Annotated in this window: 14 protein-coding genes and 1 pseudogene; 14 read left to right on the forward strand and 1 reads right to left on the reverse strand. The window is 57.9% G+C overall.

What is annotated here, in order from left to right; translation table 11 throughout:
• Positions 1 to 182: 182 nt before the first annotated feature.
• The gene (locus ACTHYN_RS02365) at positions 183 to 443 is read right to left on the reverse strand and encodes an acyl-CoA-binding protein (protein ID WP_441810894.1); all 261 of its coding nucleotides are present in this window, start codon (positions 441 to 443) and stop codon (positions 183 to 185) included.
• A gap of 301 nt (positions 444 to 744) precedes the next feature.
• On the opposite strand from ACTHYN_RS02365, the gene tssB reads away from it, so the two are divergent.
• The 14 genes and pseudogenes from tssB (at position 745) to tssM (ending at position 20,491) form a co-directional block, all read left to right on the forward strand.
• Positions 745 to 1,239, forward strand: coding sequence for a type VI secretion system contractile sheath small subunit (tssB, locus tag ACTHYN_RS02370; RefSeq protein ID WP_441810895.1), 495 nt, complete (start codon positions 745 to 747; stop codon positions 1,237 to 1,239).
• Positions 1,240 to 1,304: 65 nt separating this feature from the next.
• Positions 1,305 to 2,786: a type VI secretion system contractile sheath large subunit gene (gene tssC, locus ACTHYN_RS02375; protein ID WP_441810896.1), complete on the forward strand. Its 1,482-nt coding sequence runs from the start codon at positions 1,305 to 1,307 to the stop codon at positions 2,784 to 2,786.
• Positions 2,787 to 2,789: 3 nt separating this feature from the next.
• Positions 2,790 to 3,218 carry a type VI secretion system baseplate subunit TssE gene (gene tssE / locus ACTHYN_RS02380; protein WP_441810897.1) on the forward strand — a complete coding sequence of 143 codons (429 nt, stop codon included), beginning with the start codon at positions 2,790 to 2,792 and terminating at the stop codon, positions 3,216 to 3,218.
• Positions 3,219 to 3,363: 145 nt separating this feature from the next.
• Positions 3,364 to 5,136: pseudogene (gene tssF, locus ACTHYN_RS02385) on the forward strand (type VI secretion system baseplate subunit TssF).
• Positions 5,100 to 6,116, forward strand: a complete 1,017-nt coding sequence (gene tssG, locus ACTHYN_RS02390) for a type VI secretion system baseplate subunit TssG (RefSeq protein ID WP_441810898.1) — start codon at positions 5,100 to 5,102, stop codon at positions 6,114 to 6,116. Before tssF ends, tssG begins: the two are co-directional and overlap by 37 nt.
• A gap of 20 nt (positions 6,117 to 6,136) precedes the next feature.
• Complete coding sequence (tagH, locus tag ACTHYN_RS02395) at positions 6,137 to 7,489, forward strand: type VI secretion system-associated FHA domain protein TagH (protein WP_441810899.1); 1,353 nt, start codon at positions 6,137 to 6,139, stop codon at positions 7,487 to 7,489.
• Positions 7,486 to 8,019, forward strand: a complete 534-nt coding sequence (gene tssJ, locus ACTHYN_RS02400) for a type VI secretion system lipoprotein TssJ (RefSeq protein ID WP_441810900.1) — start codon at positions 7,486 to 7,488, stop codon at positions 8,017 to 8,019. Before tagH ends, tssJ begins: the two co-directional genes overlap by 4 nt.
• Entirely contained in the window at positions 8,019 to 9,353 is a 1,335-nt protein-coding gene (gene tssK / locus ACTHYN_RS02405; protein ID WP_441810901.1) for a type VI secretion system baseplate subunit TssK, read from the forward strand. The genes tssJ and tssK overlap by 1 nt, the downstream gene beginning before the upstream one ends.
• Before the next feature lie 3 nt (positions 9,354 to 9,356).
• Positions 9,357 to 10,184: a type IVB secretion system protein IcmH/DotU gene (gene icmH / locus ACTHYN_RS02410; RefSeq protein ID WP_441810902.1), complete on the forward strand. Its 828-nt coding sequence runs from the start codon at positions 9,357 to 9,359 to the stop codon at positions 10,182 to 10,184.
• 10 nt (positions 10,185 to 10,194) lie between these two features.
• A complete protein-coding gene (gene tssH / locus ACTHYN_RS02415) occupies positions 10,195 to 12,849 on the forward strand; it encodes a type VI secretion system ATPase TssH (protein WP_441810903.1) in 2,655 nt (884 codons plus the stop codon).
• Between the two features lie 176 nt (positions 12,850 to 13,025).
• Positions 13,026 to 14,597, forward strand: coding sequence for a sigma-54-dependent Fis family transcriptional regulator (locus tag ACTHYN_RS02420; protein ID WP_441810941.1), 1,572 nt, complete (start codon positions 13,026 to 13,028; stop codon positions 14,595 to 14,597).
• Complete coding sequence (vasI, locus tag ACTHYN_RS02425; RefSeq protein WP_441810904.1) at positions 14,594 to 15,277, forward strand: type VI secretion system-associated protein VasI; 684 nt, start codon at positions 14,594 to 14,596, stop codon at positions 15,275 to 15,277. Before ACTHYN_RS02420 ends, vasI begins: the two co-directional genes overlap by 4 nt.
• 29 nt (positions 15,278 to 15,306) lie before the next feature.
• Complete coding sequence (tssA, locus tag ACTHYN_RS02430; protein ID WP_441810905.1) at positions 15,307 to 16,767, forward strand: type VI secretion system protein TssA; 1,461 nt, start codon at positions 15,307 to 15,309, stop codon at positions 16,765 to 16,767.
• A gap of 91 nt (positions 16,768 to 16,858) precedes the next feature.
• Positions 16,859 to 20,491, forward strand: a complete 3,633-nt coding sequence (gene tssM / locus ACTHYN_RS02435; protein WP_441810906.1) for a type VI secretion system membrane subunit TssM — start codon at positions 16,859 to 16,861, stop codon at positions 20,489 to 20,491.
• Positions 20,492 to 20,504: the final 13 nt, after the last annotated feature.

Below are 20,504 nucleotides of genomic sequence, written 5' to 3' on the forward strand. Positions count from 1 at the left end.
TAAGTGGCTCACGCGGGACGGACGATCTAACTATTGGTTAGTCGTTTGCGATTGAACCTTACATTAAGGTAACAGTAGAGGGTCACAGGCTACCTGTCACCAGATAACCAATCAAATTGCCATGACAGGGGCAGGGCAGGTGATCCCGGCCGTCTGTATCCGGGATCAGGCAGCCGAATGCTTTATTTGAGGGCGTCTAGTTTGTCGATGTACTTCTGCATGGCGTCGTCTTTTGACATGCCCTTGCACTTTTCCCATGCGTCGTGCTTGGCGCGACCTACAAAATCCATCATGCTCGGGCGCTTACCCGACACATCGCCTTCCGTTCCCTGCTTGTACAGAGCGTAAAATTCCAGCTTCGTTTCGTTGGAAGGCTGGAAGTCGCCTTCCGCCGTTTTGATGTAATTTACCGCCTCGTCAAATCTGGTTTTCAAGTCACTCATATTCATTTCCTTCTTGGGTACTTTGGTATTGCCGTGAAGTTTTATCAGGATCTGCAGGAGTATAGTCACGCTGCTGTTTGCCGTCATTGACCGATTCTTCAGTTTTAGCGGCTCGCAAGGCATAGATGCGCCAGGCTTGGGCGGTTTGGCAAACGTTTGCCTGAGTGCACATTTTGATGCCTTGCTGGCCAGTTTTTGCTTGAGAATCCCGATCTATCTGTGTACAGTTTTGACGCTGCTTACCAGGAAGGTACGCACCAGGGATTGAACAACTGCAAATGATTTGCACAGGGAGCTAGCCATGTCGTCCAAAGACGGTTCTGTCGCGCCGAAAGAGCGCATCAATATTAAATATGTCCCCGCCACCGGAGATCAGCAGGCCGAAACCGAGCTGCCGCTGAAGATGTTCGTTGTAGGTGATTTCAAGGGACACGCTGAAGAAACCCCCATCGAAGAACGTAAGGCCATTTCTGTCGACAAGAACAACTTCCGTTCTGTCATGAAAGAAGCGGGCCTCACGCTTTCCACGACCGTATCCAATCAGCTGGATGAGCAAGCCGACGAACTGCCGGTTAACCTCGAACTCCAGTCGCTGGATGATTTCTCGCCCGACAGCATTGCCCGCCAGGTTCCCGAGTTGAACAAGTTGATCGAGTTGCGTGAAGCGCTGGTTGCTCTTAAAGGGCCGCTCGGCAATGTGCCTTCGTTCCGTTCCAAGCTGCAGGAGTTGCTGGATAACGACGAAGCCCGGGACAGCCTGTTGTCTGAGCTGGAACTGGCCACAGACGGCGAGTAATTAAAGTTGCCGCAAGAGCGCGGTGCACAACACCCAATCTCAATCACGTACTGAAGGGATGTGGTATGTCTGATACTGCTGAGCAGCAATCTGCTGCCTCCGAATCCGTAATGGAAGGCTCATTGCTCGACCAGGTTATGGCCAACAGCCGTATGGCTCCGGCCGACGAGGGCTACGACGTTGCCCGTAAAGGCGTTGCAACGTTTATCGCCAATTTGCTGAAAAGCGAGGAAAAAGGTCAGCCGGTCAACAAGGCGCTGGTGGACCAGATGGTGGTCGAGCTGGACCGTAAAATCAGCGCCCAGATGGATGAAATTCTGCACGCTCCCAAACTGCAGGAGCTGGAATCCTCCTGGCGCGGCCTGAAGCTGATGGTTGATCGCACGGATTTCCGTGAGAACATCAAGGTGGACATTCTGCACGCCACCAAAACCGAATTGTTGGAAGACTTCGAGTTTGCCCCGGATGTGACCCAGACCGGTTTTTACCAGCACATCTACTCCACCGAGTATGGCCAGTTTGGCGGTGAGCCTGTAGGCGCGGTTGTTGGCAATTACGCCTTTACGCCATCCACCCCGGATATGAAACTGCTGCAGTATGTCTCGTCTGTTGGGGCCATGGCTCACGCGCCGTTTCTGTCGTCGGTTGCGCCGTCGTTCTTTGGCGTAGACAGCTACCAGGAACTTCCAGCCATCAAGGAACTGAAGGCGGTTTTTGAAGGCCCGAAATATGCCAAGTGGCGCTCATTGCGGGAGTCTGAAGACGCTCGTTACCTGGGGCTTGCGTCACCGCGCTTCCTGCTGCGGGTGCCATACGACCCGAGTGAGAACCCGATAAGTAGCTTCAATTACAAAGAAGATGTATCGGGTGATCACGAGCATTATCTGTGGGGCAACACCGCCTACCTGCTGGCGACCCGGCTAACGGAAAGCTTTGCAAAATACCGCTGGTGCCCCAACATTATTGGCCCGCAAAGCGGCGGTGCAGTGGAGGACCTGCCGGTTCACCTGTTCGATTCTTTCGGCCAGCTGGAAGCCAAGATCCCCACCGAGGTGTTGATCACCGACCGTCGTGAATACGAAATGGCTGATGAAGGCTTTATCTCGCTCACCATGCGCAAAGGCAGTGACAATGCCGCCTTCTTTTCGGCCAATTCTGTGCAAAAGCCCAAGCAGTTCCCGAACACGAAGGAAGGCAAGGAAGCAGAGACCAACTACAAGTTGGGTACCCAGCTGCCTTACATGATGATCGTTAACCGTCTGGCCCACTACATCAAGGTGTTGCAGCGCGAGCAGATTGGCTCCTGGAAAGAGCGCCAGGACCTTGAACGCGAACTGAACACCTGGATTCGCCAGTACGTGGCGGATCAGGAAAACCCGCCCGCAGATGTGCGCAGCCGCCGCCCGTTGCGAGCTGCTCAGGTAACGGTTTCCGATGTGGAAGGCGAGCCGGGCTGGTATCAGGTGTCCCTGGCCGTGCGCCCGCACTTCAAGTACATGGGGGCCAACTTTGAGCTGTCGCTGGTAGGCCGTCTGGACAAGGACTAATCCGTGTTCAGTAATAATGTGCAAACCGAGGGAGGCAGCTTGTTCGAGCGATTGGAGCAGGCAGCCGCGCCGGACGGGCAAAGCATGGGCGAAGTGACCCATGTGGTGAGTTCCATCAAGCGCCACCTGGTAAGACTGCTCAATGCACATCCCGGTAACAGTGCCTGTGCGCCGGAACTGGGTCTGCTGGATTTCAACGATGCGACTCTGGGTACCCACGACCTGAGTATCCAGATACGCAGTGCAATCCGGCAGTGTATTGAAAAGTACGAGCCCAGAGTGAAGCGGGTTGACGTAGTCGCATTGCCCCAAGGCCCAGATCCTTTGCAACTCCGCTTCCAGGTAACGGTTTACCTGAACACAGGCGCAAAAGACGACAAGACAACCATAGATTTATTACTGGATGACAAACGTTACTACCGAGTGATGTAACGACAAGATCAGCAATCACCAAGGATGGCAGGAGCCGGTGGGGATGCTTTTCTGCAGGGAAAAAAATGTCTGAGCGCAGCGAGTTGTTTTTTCCCGGAAGAAAAGCATACCGACCGGATCATACTCCCAAGGAAGCAGTAGCTGTATGAAGTTGAATCGGTTTTACAGGGACGAACTGAGCTTTCTGCGATTGCAGGGGCGAGAATTTGCGGATGCCCATCCGCAGCTAACGCGATTTTTGTCGGAACAAAGCACAGATCCGGATGTGGAGCGTTTGCTGGAAGGCTTTGCCTTTTTGACCGGAAAGCTCCGTGAAAAAGTGGAAGATCAATTCCCCGAGCTGACGCACTCGCTGCTTAACATGCTCTGGCCCAACTACCTGCGCCCGGTGCCCAGTTGCACCATTATGCGCTTTGATCCGCAACTGCACGCCATCAGTGAAAGGCAGACGGTGGAGCGACATACCGAGATCAAGAGCCGTCCGCTGGGCGATGCTACCCGGCAGACCCAGTGCCGGTTTCGTACTTGTAGAGCAGTTGATGTGTTTCCGATCAGTGTGGCGGATGCTCACGCCGAGCATTCACGGGAAGTGTCATCCATGACTGTGGATTTGGCGCTGCACACAGACCAGCCGCTAAGTGGTCTCGACCTTGATAACCTGCGATTTTATCTGGGCGGTGATAATCACACCGCCGAAACGCTTTACTTGTGGCTGAACCATTACCTCAGCCGCATGGAACTGGTGGTTGGTGAATCCGTTTACAGCCTGCCGGTTTCGCTTCTGAAGTCCGTGGGGTTTGCCAATGATGAGGGGCTGCTGCCTTATCCCAAGAACACCTATTCCGGCTACCGGATTCTGCAGGAATACCTGAGCTTTCCCGAAGCCTTCCGGTTTGTGGACATCACCGGCCTGAAGAACCGTTTGCCGGCTGTTCAGGCAGATGAGATCAGCCTGCGTTTTCATTTCAGCCGCATACTGCCGCCGGATGCCCGGGTGCGGGCGGAGAATATGCAGCTTTACTGCACCCCTGCGGTGAATCTGTTTACCCATGAGGGTGAGCCGGTGGATCTTAACGGGCGGTAAACCGAGTATCGCATCCTGGCATCGAGCCGATCGCCGGATCATTTTGAAGTGTTCAGCATTGAGCAGGTGGAAGGCTGGCTGGAAGGTCGTTCAGGCCGGGGAGAACGCCGGCTTTATACCGCTTTTGAGAGCTTTCAGCACGAAGTTGAGCGGGACCGTGGCCGCACAGCCTTGTATTACCGGATAAGGGCCAGGGACAGTGTTCGCGGTGATGGGTTTGATCATTATATGTCGTTCGTTCGTGGCGATGAGTCCGATTGCATGGATCGCCAGGAAGCGATTTCATTGACTCTGACCTGCACCAACCGACAATTACCGCAACAGCTGGCGGTGGGAGAAGTGTGCATGGCTACAGAAACCACGCCTGCATTTGCGTCGTTCAGCAATATCACCCGCCCCACGGCAACGTTGCGTCCAACCCTTGATGGCAGCCTGTTGTGGACGCTGATCTCCAATCTTTCGCTGAACTACCTCTCCATGCTGGATGTGGATGCCCTGCGCACGGTTTTGCGGGTGTATGACTTTCGCGCGCTCGTGGATCGCCAGGCTGAGCGTGTGTCCCAGAAGCGCCTCGCAGGCATCAGTGGCATAGAAACCAATCCGGTGGACAAAATGATCCGGGGGCTGCCGGTGCGAGGGATTCGCTCGGTGATGAAGCTCGACCAGCAGGCCTTTGCATCGGAAGGCGATTTGTACCTGTTCGGCACTGTACTCAGCCAGTTTTTTGCACTTTATGCCAGTATCAATGCCTTTCACCAACTGGAAGTGGTGAATACAGACAACCAGGAACGGTATACATGGACGTTACAGCAAGGTCAGCAACCGCTGATGTAGCCGACCTGCAACCCGTTCTGGGCAATGCGCGTCGGTACAGCTTTTTTCAACTGGTGGATTTGATTCACCGGCACCACGGTGACGATCAGGAGCGTGGCCGGGACGAGCAGCCCCAGCAGGAGCGCATTCGCTTTTCCGCGTCGGCAGGGCTGGGGTTTCCCGGCAGCGATGTGGTCTCCGCAATGTCGCCGGAGCATGAGCACGCGCCCTACCAGATGGAAGTCAGCTTTTTGGGCCTGCACGGCTCCCAGTCGCCGCTGCCTGGCTACTACCTCGAAGATCTGGCCTGGGAAGCTGGGCAGGAACTTGGTATTCGGCGGCACTTTCTGGATTTTTTCAATCACCGGTTGGTGACCCTGTTTCACCGGTCATGGCGCAAGTACCGCTACTACGTACGCTTTCGTCCCGGCGCGTCGGATGGTTTTTCGGATCTTATATACGCGCTTGTAGGTCTTGGCGATAAACGGTTGCGCGATGCCACGCCGGTTAACTGGTCAAAGATGCTGGCGTATTCCGGGTTGATGGCCGGTCGCAGCCGCTCTCCGGAGGTGGTCAGTGGCATCGTTGGTCACTGCTTTGATCTTGACGATGTGAGCATTGAGCAGTGGGTATTGCGCAAAGTGGCAATCAGTGAAGATCAACAAACACGCCTTGGCCAGAGCAACGCCTCATTGGGAAATGACACGCTTGTTGGCTCGCAGGTTCGCGACCGCAGTGGCAAGTTTATTCTGCGAATCCGCAATCTCAGCCGTCAGCGTTTTGCTGATTTTTTACCCAACGGACGGGATCATCAGCGTTTGCTGAAGCTGGTGGAGTTCGCCACCCGCGAGCAACTGGCTTACGACCTGGAGCTGCAGATGCGCGCCCAGGATATTCGTCCGATGCAAATGGGCGAAGACGTTCGGCTGGGCTGGAACTCGTTTGTAACGCCGGAAAAATCTCCGCAGCGACCGGCAGTGCGAATTCAGATACGCCGTTAACAGAAAAAAGGAACCACATCATGGAAGAGCGGCAGCCAGCCAGGCTGAAGTTGACGGTAACCAACCCGGGTACCACGCGCAGTGGCGCCAGCATTGAACACAGCTTTGGCCCGAACGGTGGCTCCATAGGCACAGCCGGGAGTGATACCTGGCAGCTGGCTTCGCAACGCACAGGGGCTGTGCCGGGCCATGCCGAAATCCGGCTTCTGGATGGCGGATTTTGTCTGATTGACCGTAGCGGCCGAACCTACATTAACAGTGCTACTCAACCCGTAGGGCGTGGCCGCCGGGCAAGGTTGAATCAGGGCGACACTGTGAGCATTGGCTGTTATCGCCTACGGGTAGAATTATTTGCAGGAGAGTGCTCAGGCGCACCAGGCGGTCCGGAACTGGACGACCGGGAGTCTGCAGAAGACAGGCGGCTGGTGGATATGGCGGAAGGCCAGTTGGCCCGGGGCGACGGTGGGGCGAACGACCTGCAGGTAGCCGAACCTCTGGAAGGGCTGGCGTCGACAGTGGCAGAAACCCTGAGCACAGACCCTATGATGCACTGGCAGGATGAGCCAGCCCGCGCAGATCATGAAGAGCGCACGCTAATGGCAAGCGAACGGGCCTGGTTTGCCGCTGAAACCGATGTAACGGATGAATACCGGGAGAATCGCGATGTGGCGATGGGGCTTCCGGTAATGCAGGGAGAAACGGACAGGATGTCAAAAACCGGCACAAACAGGCAGCAACCGCAGCCACACGAGCACAGCAACAGTCAGCGGGATCAAAGCCGCAAACATGTCAGTGCCACGCCACTGATGCAGGGCATGGAAGCCCGGCTCAATTTTGCAGACAGCGACGGCATGCAGCTGTTTCTGGAAGAGACCGGGCAAACCCTGAAAGCCACCATAGAAGGCTTGCTGGCCCTGCACCAGGGGGAAGACAGCCGGCATCAGGCTCTGCGCACACGGTTGCAGCCTATTGAGGACAATCCGTTGCGCCTTGGTGGCGACTACGAAGAAACTGTACAAACGCTGTTTGCCAGTCAGCGCAGCCCGGTGCACTTGTCTGCGCCTGCCGCCGTGCAGGAAAGCCTGCAAAGCCTGAACCACCACCAGAGAGCCACCCGCGAGGCTATCAGCGAAGCGCTGGAAGCCATCCTTCATGCGTTTTCCCCGGAAGCCCTGTTGCGTCGCTTTCATGGTTATCGCCGGGGCCTGCAGCAGCATGAAGACGAAGGCCGCTGGGCCTGGGATATGTACCAGCATTATTACCGGGAATTGAAGTCGAGTCGTCAGCAGGGGTTTGAACGCCTGTTTCAGGAAGTGTTCGATCAGGCTTACGACCAGCATTTACGCCAACTACAGAGGGAGAACCTGTTGTGAACACCTGCAAATGGACTTTGCTGGCGGTTGTGTTTGTGCTTGCCGGATGCAGCACGCCCTACAACGCCGTGACCAAAACCGCCAAAGTACTTTGGGACCCGGATATTCCCGTGGGCTACGCCGAGGATCTTCCCAGCCGCGTGGACCTGACCATGGTGGCTGAGCCGGGTGTGAACCCCAACGAATCCCTGGCACCGACGCCCATTGCCTTTCAGATTATCGAACTGCGTGACAGCTCGCTGCTGATGGCCGGGGATTTCGACCAACTATTGAACGACCTGGAGGCCTCACTGGGCCGCAATTACATCGATCACAGCGATTACACCCTTGTGCCCGAGCAGTTCAAGTTTGTGGAATCATTCGAAATCAGCAAAGACACCCGGTTCATTGGCGTTATCGCATTCTACGCCTACCCGAACCTGTCCCAGTGGAAGAAAGTGGTGCGAGTGGATCCCGTTGGGGGACGCTACCACCTGCTGGTTAACCTGCGGGATAGGGAAGTACAACTCAAACAGTCGGAAGAAACCTGATGGCGGTCACAAACAGAGTAGTCTGGAGTGACGGGCTGTTCATCAAGCCCCAGCACTTTCAGCAGCAGCAACGGTATCTGGAGCATCAGATTAACGAGCGGTCCCTGGCCGTGTCGGATTATTTGTATGGCTTCAGCGATCTGGAACTGAACGCGGAGTATCTGAGCTTCGGGCGTGTTGGGTTGGTGCATGCCAGCGGCCTGTTCCCCGACGGTACCCGTTTTAATTTGCCCCAGGACGACGTGATGCCAGAGCCCCTGGAAATCGCCGATGCCTCGGTGGCTAATCAGGTTGTGTATCTGGCTCTGCCCCTGGGCAGCGATAGCCTGGCAGAGGTTGAGTGGCCGGATGCATCCATGGCAGGGCGTTTCCGGGCCCAGAGCGAGGAAATCCGCGACCTGCACTCTATCGATGGCGATGCTCATATCATCGACGTTGCCCGTGTGGCACCGCGCCTGATGCTGGAGCGGGATGACCGGAGCGCCTACGCCGCACTGGCCATTGGCCGGATTCTGGAAAAGCGCCCGGATGGCAGCCTGGTGATGGATCCCAACTTTATACCCACCATGCTCAGCGTTCGCTCTGCCCCCAGGTTGCAGCGTTTCGTCGGCGAAATGGCGGGGCTTATGCGCGAACGTGCGCGCAACATTGCGGAACGTGTCGGAGCGCCAGGGCAGGGTGGAGTTGCTGATGTGGCAGATTTCATGCTGCTGCAGATGCTCAATCGGGCACACCCGCGATTCATGCACCTGGCCAGACTGCGCCAATTGCACCCGGAACGTCTTTACGAGGCTTTGCTGGAACTTTGTGGCGAGTTGGTAACGTTCACGGATGAAGGCCGCCTGCCCCGGGAATTCCTGGCCTACGATCACGACCTGCCCGAAGACTGTTTTGCGCCCTTGATGCAGGTATTGCGACAGTCTCTCAGCACGGTGCTGGAGCCGCGCGCTCTGGCTATCCAGTTGCAGCAGCGCCAGTACGGTTTGACCGTTGCGCCGGTTCAGGATGGCCAGCTGATTCAGGGTGCCGAATTTATTCTGGCGGTGAAAGCCGACATGCCCCTGGACGATCTGCGCAAGCAATTTGTCCAGCAGTGCAAGGTGGCGTCCGTGGAGAAAATCCGTGATCTCATCAGCCTGCAGTTGCCCGGCATTCCCTTGTCAGCCCTTCCGGTAGCACCGCGCCAGTTGCCGTATCACGCCGGGTTTGTGTACTTCCGGCTGGACGACCAAAGCCAGGCCTGGCAAATGCTTGATAATGCCAGCGGCTTCGCTTTCCATGTGGCGGGCAGTTTCCCGGGGCTGGAAATGCAGTTCTGGGCTATCAGGAGCTAAACCATGACAGATGCACAGGTAATGGATTTACCCAATGGCAGCAGTCAGTCCGGCGGCGGTGCATTCAGTGACCTGTTGTTTGCCGAGGAAGCGTCGCAAAACGTTACCTCCGGAAGCAACTTTGGCAACGAGCAGTTCCAGCTCAGAGGGCTGGAAGACAATCGCCTCACCGATGCCGCCACACCCCTGCTGGGGTTGGTTATCCGGATTCGCCGGTTGCCGGACTACCGGTCTGTTGAAAGCCTCTACCAGCAGGTTGTAGACGAAGTGGCCGCCATTGACCGCGAATTGATCGAGCAGGGCTACGAGCGCCCCACAGTGGTGGCCTACCGTTACGTGCTGTGTACCTTCATTGATGAAGCCGTATTGGGTACAGACTGGGGTGCCCATAGCATCTGGTCGCAACACTCGCTGTTGTCGCGCTTTCACAATGAAACCTGGGGCGGCGAAAAGGTCTTTGCCATCCTCGCGCGCATGGAACAGGAGCCCGCTCGCTACAAAGACATGCTCGGGTTTATTTACCTGTGCCTGTGCCTGGGTTTTGAAGGCCGTTACAAGGTCATGGAAAACGGCCGGGACGAATACGAACAGATTTTGCGCGGGCTTCATGAGCAGCTTCAATCACTCAGAAGCGATCACGCCCCTGGCCCCCTGGCCGATGCCACAGTCAATGTCACGCCAGCCCGGAACCGGCTGCGCAGTGGCCTGCCGGTTTGGGGTATCGCCGGGCTTTTTGTGGTGACCATGGCCGGCATTTACAGCCTTTATAACATAGCGCTGGAAGAACGCATTCAGAGTGTGCTCAGCGTATTGGAACACCTACCGAAATAAGGATATCACTGTGATTCGGGTAGAACTGCCGGCGCTTATCGGGCGCCTCAACGACATTTGCCGCACCGGGCTGGAAGCCTCCGCAGCCCTTTGCATCAGCCGCCAGGGCGCAGAAATTACCCCGGCCCATCTGCTGTTCAAGCTGCTGGAAACACCGTTTTCCGACGTGCGCCAGATACTGGAACAGGCGGGCATTAATCACCAGACGTTTCAGCAGGTTGTGGGTGAAAGCCTCAACGGTGAACCGCAAACAGCAGAGGCTTACCCTGCTTTCTCGCCACTGCTGATTGATCTGCTGCAAGACGCCTGGCTGCTGGCCTCAACCGAGCTGAAGCACCAGAACCTGCGCTCCGGTGCGGTGTTCCTGGCCTTACTGATGAACGCTGACCGTTACCTGATGCCTCAGGTGAGCCAGCAACTGCGGGACATCAACCGCGAACAACTGCGCCGCCAATTTGACGCCCTGACCACCGGCTCCGCCGAGCGCCCGGAAATGGAACAGGCTGAAGCAGGTATGCCGCAGGTCGCGGCGGATATGGATCCGCTCAAACGCTACGCCACCGACTTTACCGCACGGGCCCGTTCCGGGCACCTGGACCCGGTAGTGTGCCGCGATGCGGAAATCGACCAGATGATCGATATTCTCTGCCGTCGCCGCAAGAACAACCCCATCGTGGTAGGCGATGCCGGCGTGGGCAAAAGCGCTATCGTGGAAGGCCTGGCTCTGCGCATCGTCAACGGCGAGGTGCCCGAGCGCCTGCAAAAGGTTGAACTCTGGACGCTGGACATGGGCGCTCTGCAGGCCGGTGCTTCGGTGAAAGGCGAGTTCGAAAAGCGCCTTAAAGGCGTGATAGAAGCGGTAAAAGGCTCAGCCACGCCGGTTATTCTATTCATCGACGAAGCTCACACCTTGATTGGTGCTGGCAACAGCGAAGGCGGCTCAGACGCCGCCAACCTGCTCAAACCTGCACTGGCCCGTGGCGAACTGCGTACCATCGCAGCAACTACCTGGCGCGAGTACAAAAAGTACTTCGAAAAAGACCCGGCCCTCAGCCGCCGCTTCCAGCCGGTAGCCCTGGACGAACCCAGCCCGGCCCAGGCCGTGCACATTCTCCGTGGCCTGCGCACCGTGTACGAAAAAGCCCACCAGGTACTCATCGCCGACAGCGCCTTGAAGGCCGCCTCCGGGATGTCCGCCCGCTACCTGGCCGGCCGGCAGCTACCAGACAAAGCCATCGATGTACTGGACACTGCCAGCGCGAGAGTCAGCCTCAACCTGAGCACGCCACCGCGCCAGCTCAGCCACGTGCGCAGCGAACTGCACCAGCTCTCCATGGAGCAGGAGCTGCTGAACCGTGAGCACACCCTTGGTCAGAGCGTCGACGCAGCCCGGGAAGCCGAACTGGAACAGAGAATTGCTGAACTGAGCGAGCAGGCCGCCGAACTGGAAGAGAGCTGGAACACCCAGCGCGAAATGGTTACTCGCTTGGTGGACATCCGCGAACAGCTGTTGAACCCTGCAGAATTGCAGGAAGCGGTTGCAGAAAGTGAAGCCGATACCGCGGCCAGCACGGAACAGCCGGGTCTGGAAGAACACCCGGACCTGCAAAGCGAAGCCGCCGCTCTCGAACAGGAACTGGCGGAGCTGCAAGCCGGCGAACCCTTGGTACACGCCCGGGTAGACGCCCGCCAGATCGCCGAAGTCATCGCCGACTGGACCGGCATCCCCGTCAACAGCATGACCACCGACGAACTGGAAAAAATCACCCACTTACCGGCGTACCTGCAAGCCCACATCAAAGGCCAGGACACCGCCATCGGCTGCCTGCACCAGCACCTGCTAACCGCCCGCGCCGACCTTCGTCGCCCCGGCCGCCCCATGGGCGCATTTTTGCTGGTCGGCCCCAGTGGCGTGGGCAAAACCGAAACCGTGGTACAACTGGCCGAACTGCTCTATGGCGGCCGCCAGTTCCTCACCACCATCAACATGTCCGAATATCAGGAGAAACACACCGCCTCCCGCCTCATTGGCTCACCTCCGGGCTACGTCGGCTATGGCGAAGGCGGCATCCTCACCGAAGCCATCCGCCAGAAACCCTATTCCGTGGTGCTGCTCGACGAGGTCGAAAAAGCCCACCCGGAAGTCCTCAACCTCTTCTACCAGGCCTTCGACAAAGGCGAACTGGCAGACGGCGAAGGCCGCTTGATCGACTGCAAAAACATCGTCTTCTTCCTCACCTCCAACCTCGGCTACCAGACCATTGTCAACCACGCCGAACACCCGGAGAAGATCGAAGAAGCCCTCTACCCCGAACTGGCCGACTTCTTCAAACCCGCGTTGCTGGCAAGAATGGAAGTAGTGCCCTACCTGCCACTGGGCGAAGACACCCTCAACCGTATCGTCGGTGACAAACTGGAACGCCTGGCCCAGCAGATCCGCGATCGTTACCACACAGAAGTGGTGATGGAAGACGGCCTGGTAGAAGCCATAAGAAGCCGCGCAACACGAAGCGAAAACGGCGCGCGCATGCTGGAATCAATCATTGAAGGCGAGTTATTGCCACCGATCTCATTGGCGTTGCTGGAGAAGCTGGCAGCGAAAGAGCCGGTAACACAGGTAACTCTTGGGGTTTCTGAGAATAAATTTTCAGGCGTTGTGATCTGAGGGCAACTGAGATCTAGCTTAGTCTGCGGGGCAGCTTTCCAAAACCCTGCGGAGCCATGGATGGCGGAGCGGAGCGTACAAGGATGTATTCACAGCGTGTTTTGGAAAGCTGCCCTGCAGACTACGCGGCGGGCAACCTCCATTTGAATAATACTGGGAACAACAAAATGGGACAGATGCAGACGGAACTGCACACCGGCATAGAGCTAGCGGTCGCACTGACCCAGCAAACCACACTGCCGGACTTGCTGAAAACCGCCACAACACAGCTGAAAAACACCTTCGGCCTGACCCGCTGCTGGGCACTCGAACTCGACCTCAGCGGCCGCACACTCCACTGCTGCGACCTGGCCGAAACCGGCGAATTCGACTGCGGCGATTTCAGCCATCCCTTCGCCCACCTGCTGCAAACCGGTAAAGCCCGTGAGCTCACAAGGGCCGCAAGCCACCGCCTTGATCACCCAGGTTTCCAAAGCCTTGTCGAAGCCAGCAACCGCCCGAAATCGCTCTGGCTGGAGCCGCTGCGCGGCGACGACGGCCGAACCCTCGGCATACTCGTACTCTGCCGCGACGAACCTGACTGGGGCGGCGTCACCGGCCAGCCCCTTTATTGTGGCCTGTTACAACTGCTCACTCACCAGTGGGTATCACAGCTGCAAAGCCGCGATCAGGTGTGGCAACGTCGCCTGCTCAAACGCTCCCTGGATAACCTGCATGATGCAGAAACCGTTCGTAAGCGTTGCGACTTACTGGCACAAACCCTCGTGGGCTCCTCAGAAGCCATCACCAAACTGCGGGCCCAGGTGGTCCGTGCCGCCGGCAGCCAACTGTCAGTGTTGGTTAAGGGCGAAACCGGCTGCGGCAAAGACGTGGTGGCCAGGGGCATACACGAATTATCAGACCGGGCCGCTGGCCCCATGGTAGTGGTCAATTGCGCCGCGATACCCGACAGCCTGCTGGAAAGCGAACTGTTCGGCCACACCAAAGGCGCATTTTCCGGGGCCGACCAGGCCAAAGAAGGGCTGCTGGCCCAGGCAAATGGCGGCACACTGTTTCTGGACGAAATCGGCGACATGCCACTGGCCCTGCAATCCAAACTCCTGCGGGTACTGGAAAGCCGCCAGTTCCGGCCTCTAGGTGCCCGCCAGGAACAGCATTCCGATTTTCGCCTGGTGGCGGCCACGCACCAGCCCCTTCATCAGGGCATTAAAGACCGCAGTTTTCGCCAGGACCTGTTTTATCGCCTGAGCCAGTTTCCGCTGAATGTCACGCCCCTGCGTGAACGCCCGGATGACCTGGAGCCACTCAGCCGCCACTTCATCCGCTTGTATACCGAGCGGGAGGGTGCGGGGCCGCAAGGCATTAGCAGTCATGCCCTGCAGGCATTTCTGAACTATGACTTTCCCGGCAACGCCCGGGAATTGCGCAACATCATCGAGTTGGCCTGCCTGCAAACGCCCGCAGGAGACGACATTCAACCCGAAGCCCTCAGGCTCACAGACTTTTTTTCGCAGCCGGGCGCCGCAAACCTGCCGGGGACCGAGCAAGAGAGCTCAGCCACCTTCGCCACACCCGAGGCAGGTGATATCCGTGATCTCAAAGCCGCTGCCCAGGCGTTTGAAGCTGCGGTCATCCGAGACCGGTTGCAGCAGTATGGCGGCAACCGGGCCCAGGCGGCGGAAAGCCTTGGTTTGCCGAAGCGAACCCTGGCCCATAAGTGCTTGAAGTATCAGGTAGCCGAAACATGAGACATTCGGGTATGGGCACTCTTGGTGGGGTTTTTACGTTCACCCTTGGCATTCTGGGTCTGATGACTACAAGTGTGCCAGCCCGGGCCGGGTTGCTGGAGGACGCGCGTTTATGCACTACCGAAACCCGGCGCCTGGAGCGGTTGTCGTGTTTTGACAAAGTGTTTGGCACGCCCCTGGCCGAGCCTGAAGCCGGAAACCAGTCACGCCCGGGGGCCTCTGATACACCCCGCTCCCAGCGCTGGCGTGAAGCCTATGCACAGGCAGAATCTGCGCCCACGACCGGTGGCGTCAGCTATGGCAACACCGGGCAGGCCGCGGGCCTTCTGGTTATAACCCCGGCATTGGGCGCTCGGCCGCCCAGGCCTTTGCTGGCCTTGCAATGCCATAACAACATCACCGATCTGACATTGATACTGCCCGAACCACTGGATGCAGAGCGTGTAAACCTGGGGCTTGGCACCACCCAAATGGCAAGTCAGAACGCCTGGAGAGTGCGTGATAGTGGTTATGTACTCAGCATTGGGCGCGGGTTGCCCGCCATCCGAACGGTTAAAAGTGTAGGGCAGAAAACCCATATCCGTGTTTACTCCGAAAGCACCCGCATCGACGGTCTGCTATTCGATTTAACGGGGTTTCAGGCTGCCATTCGCCCGCTTCGCGAGAGTTGCGGCTGGTAGCCGGGCAGCGAATAAGCAAGGACAGAGATATGCAGATTATCGAACAGCATCCCTATGTTGAGCAGGTGGTGCCGCCACTGGACAGCGAGTTCACCGTGGGTAATGCGCTGGGAGAAGATGCCGCCCTGGGGTTTCTTGAAGACGAAATAATGAAAGTGGGCTCCCTTGCCCATACCGACATTGATTGGGGCAAGGTTGAGAGTGAGTCGCTGAAAATTTTATCGGCTCGCAGCAAGGATATAAAAGTTCTGGGGTTTCTCCTCATTGCTCTACAGCGCGGTGGCGATGGTGAACGTTTTGCACTGTCGTTATACCTCCTGAATGGGGTTCTGGACGCCTGGTGGGAAGAAGGTTGGCCTTACCCGGGCGATAAAGGCAAGCGGGCGCGGAGAATGCTGTTTACCCAGATGCTTCAGCGCGCGGGCAAGGGTGTGGCGGGCCTGTCATTTGATGCCAGCGTGGGAGACGGTCGCAGCTTTTGCCTTGAGGTGTTGGCAAAGCTCGACGCACAGGTACAACAAAGAGAGTGGCCGGACGATTCACTGGTGGACCTGAAGCGCGCTCTGGAAAAGCTGCCCCAGCCCCAAGAGGCCGTCGCCGATTCTGAAAAAGACCCGCAGGCAACAACGGCCAGTTCTGCCACCACTAACCACGATGGCGCGAAAGCAGCTCCCGCGCATTCGGCAGCGTCAGCCAGCCCCTCTCTTGGAGCCTTGACGCTGGACCCGGGCAACGAACGGGCAACCCGCCAGAGCCTGTTGAAAGTAGCCGACATGCTGACCGAAACCGAGCCGCAGCGGCCTTTGGGCTATCAGGTTCGGCGCTATGCCCTTTGGCAGAGCATTACAGCCGCGCCACCCACCCGCGATGGCAAGCGGTCTGACCTGGCTGCGGTGAGTGCAGATCGGGTGGCGGACTATCGCGAAGCCCTGGAAAAAGCGCCAGACCAGGCGCTGTGGCAGCGCATTGAACAGAGCCTTGCGGTCAGCCCCTTCTGGCTTGAGGGCCACCATCTCAGCGCCAGTGTGGCCGCGGCTCTGGGTTGCGCCGCCTGTGCCGAGGCCATTCGCGCGGCGGTCAACGAGTTTGTGGAAAGGCTGCCGCAACTGGCAGAGCTGACGTTTAACGACGGCACTCCGTTTTTGCCTCCCGAAACAGAAGAATGGCGAGCGTCTGCGCCCGCTAACAGGCCCGGGAGCCCGTCGGGTGGCGTGGCCAATCAGTGGGAACAGGCCTACGACGCCGCCCGGGAACTTATGAACCAGAAGGGTCTGGCACCGGCTATGCAGCTGCTTGAGGACGGGCTGGCAAGCGCCCGGGAGCCGCGGGAACAGTTTTACTGGCGGCTGACCTCGGCACGGCTGATGAAAGAAAGCGGCCTGGTAAGTCTGGCTCGCCAGCAGATGCAGGACTTGCAGCAGCAAGTAGCAGGCCTGGTTATTGAAGATTGGGAGCCTGCGCTTCTGAAGCAGCTCGAACGGTTGCTCTGAGGGCCTTGGAACGGGCTTTCAGCCTTGAAACACAGTCAAGCGAATCAAGACGTCAAAACAGCGACGAATACATAACGGATACACAGTAGGAATGGACACCATGTGGAGAAGAGCTTTACTCATTGGACGCTGGCTACTGCCATACATTCGAAGCGCTGCGCCGGTTGCCCTGGCGCTTGGCTTGATTGCGCTGCTGGTGGCCACCTGGTGGCTGGGGCCCAAATGGCAGGTGCGTGGCGAGTATCCGCTGTTGGCCTGGCAGGCGAGGGCGCTGGTTACTCTGGGCGCGATTTTACTGGTGGCGATGGTCTGGGGCACGATGCTGGCCCGTCGCCTGGGCAAGGTGAATGCGTCCAAAGCCGAAAAGAAGCAGGAGCAGGAAGATCCGGTCCTGCCTATGGAGCGTCGGCAACAGCGACTGCTGGACCGGCAACTGGCGGCCTTGAAGAGCAATCTGCCTGGCCGCCAGGGTGTTTACCGCTTGCCCTGGTATCTGGTCATGGGCCTGGAAGGCGCGGGCAAAACCAGCCTGGTTCAGCGTTCCGGGCAAACCCATACCCTCACCAACGTCACCCGCAATAATCGTGCGGATCGCAACCCTTTCAGCTTCGATTGGTGGATTGGCGATAACGGTGTACTGATTGATCCGGACGGCGAGCTGCTTAGCCAGAATGAGAACCAGGGCGAAAGCCAGAGAGCTGCCGGAGAAATACAGCAGCGACTATGGACCCATTTCATCCAGTGGCTTGAGCAAAACCGCCCGCAGCGCCCGCTTAATGGGGTAGTGCTGGCGGTGGATCTGGCGCAGTTGAGCACAGCGAGTGAAGAACAGCGGGAGGCTCATGCCATCCTGCTGCGTACCCGACTAAGAGAGTTGATGGAGCAGATAGGCTCGCGTTTACCGGTGTATGTATCGTTTACCAAGATGGATCTGCTTTATGGCTTCGGGCCATTTGTTCGCACTTTCAGCAAACAGGAGAAAGAGCAGGCTCTCGGGTTTACCTTCCAACTGGAAGGGCAGCTGGATAACGACGAATGGCTGACTGAATTCTCGGAACGATTCAGCAAGATGGTTGCCCGACTGAATGATCGGTTGCCCGATGTGCTCGCCAGTACCCGGGATTCTGAAGACAGGGCAGCAGCCTACTCGTTCACCCGGCAATTGGCCGGCCTGAAGCCGGCACTTGAAACCTTTCTGACCAGCCTTCTTTCGGCAGATGCCTTCTCAACACCCACGTTGGTTCGGGGGACGTATTTTACCTCTGTGGTACAAGAAGGTGTGCCAGAAGATGCCTTTGTCTCGGCCGCCGCGAATCACTACCAGGTATCCGGGCCAATTCAGCCGGCCCAGCGCTCAGGCCAGTCTGCAAACCTGTTTACGCAAACCCTGTTCCCGGACATTATTTATCCCGAGGCAGGTTTGGCCGGCGACAACCACAGGATTGTGCGCCGCCGCCAGCGCCGGGTGGTCATTGCCGCCGCCGTAGCCGTGTGTGCCGGGGTTGGTATAACGTCGGGCTGGCAGCATTACTTTATCAAGAACGCCGAGGCAGCTGCCTCGGTTGAAACCCGGGTTCAGCATTTCATCGATAACTGGCAGCCGGTCGGCTTCGAGCCGGATACAACCGGTCGCAACCTGCTAAAGCCGCTGGATCAGTTGCGTCAGGCAACGCTGGCCTTTGGTGATCATCGCAAACAGTGGCTACTCGTCAGTGATATGGGGTTGTACCAGGGCCACAAGGTGGGGCCGGAGGTGGAAGCGTCTTATCTGGACATGCTGGCTTACCAATACCTGCCCGCGCTGATGTTTGGTGTGATGGGTGAAATGAGCCGGGCGCCGGATAACAGTGCTGAACGCCTTGCGCACCTGCGCGTGCTGCGGATGCTCTATGATGCCAGCGGTCGCCGCAACGATATTGTAACCACCTATATGAGCGAGTACTGGCAGCGCGCCTTCCCGGGCCGTCGCGATGTTCAGCAAAGGCTTTTGGCGCACCTTGGCTATGCCATGGAGCATACCGATTTGGCCCAGCAGGCAGGCGACGGCGATGTCACTGCAGATATGGCCCTTGCACCGTTTAGAAGCAGTGTGCAGTGGTCGCAACACGAGCTGGGGCGTATGTCGACGCCAGATCGGGTGTATCGTGATCTGGAAGGCGAAGCCGGCCGTGAATTTCGCCAGCCAATCGATTTGGCCCGCACCTCTGGTCCGGCGTTCAGCAACGTATTTATACGTGTGGACCAGTATGGCGAGCCGATTGAACAAACCGGGGCAGAAGGCAGTGCTGAGCCGCCGCCGGCAGCTACACCAGACCCCTTGAGCATTCCTGCACTGCTGACCCGGGACGGTCTGGAAAAGTGGTTCCTGCGTAAATCGGCCACAGTTACGGAGCTGGCCCTGATAGATGCCTGGGTGTTGGGGCGTCGAGACAATGTGGACTTCAGCAAGGCTGATGAAGCAGAGCTGCAGGCGAGCTTGCAGAACCGCTACGCAGAGCGCTATGCCGATGTCTGGCGTACGGCCCTGAGCCGTGTTGATATCCAGCGGTTCGACGATCTGAACCACGGGGTCCGGGTGCTGGAAAGCCTTACCGGTGGCCACCAGCCACTGGCCCAGCTACTGGGGCAGGTTCGCAGAAATACACAATTTGTACCTGAGGCGGAAGGAGAAAATGCAGCGGCGCGGGAACTCTTTGAAAAGTCTGCCCACTTCCGCATGCTGCAGAATATCGAACGCCAGTTTACCGACCTAAACCAACTGACGCGTAAGCACGACGACCAGCCCAGCGGGTTAGAGCAGGTTATGCTGGTGGTAAACGATCTGCATGAGTACATGCGCAATATCCAGGAAGCGCCGGACAAGGGTAAGGCGGCCCTTAATGCCGCTCGTGCCAGAATGGGATTGCAGGGAGCGGATCCGATTTTCACTCTGCAGCGGATGGCGGGTCATCAGCCTGAGCCCCTTAACCGCCTGCTTAACCGATTAGCGATAGAAAGCTGGCGGGTGTTGCTGGATCAAGCCGTGGCGCAGCTTGAGCGGGAGTGGTACCGGGAGGTTTATCAGCCTTTCCAGCAGAATCTGGCCAGACACTATCCGTTTAACGCCAATGCCGGCCGTGATGTTGCCTTGCAGGACTTTGAGCGATTTTTCGCGCCAGATGGCGTACTGGACACTTTCTACAAAGATAACCTGAAACTGTTCCTGGAAGATCATCCGGAGCAGGTGGGCGATGCCCGCCGGGCCGGGCTGGTGCGCCGCGATGTACTGGCATCCCTGGGTAACGCCAGCAAGATTCGCAGTGCCTATTTCACCCGCAGTGGCACCCTGGATGTCGAGTTTGCCCTGGAGCCCCTGAACTTGTCCTCCAACAAGCGCCGCAGTGTTGTGAACCTCGATGGCCAACTGGTGGAGTTTAGCCATGGCCCGCGCCAGAGCATTCCGCTGGTATGGCCCAACACCTTGCGGGAAGCTGTAGAAAGCCGGATTACCCTGGTGCCGGTGCAGGTAAACCGCTCGCCGCGCAGCATTTCCCAAAGCGGGCCCTGGGCCCTGTTTCGCTTGCTTGATAAAGCCGACATAACCGGTGTCAGCGGCAGCGCGGTAGACGTGCGCTTTCAGGTGGACGACGGCGAAATGCGTTACCGCCTGCATGCGGCCAGTAATACCAATCCATTCACCCAGCAGCTGCTGTCAGGGTTTCAGATTCCACGCAGCTTGTATTGACCTGGTGAGGCGA

The sequence above is a fragment of the Marinobacter sp. genome (genome assembly GCF_052091845.1).
Classification (GTDB): domain Bacteria; phylum Pseudomonadota; class Gammaproteobacteria; order Pseudomonadales; family Oleiphilaceae; genus Marinobacter.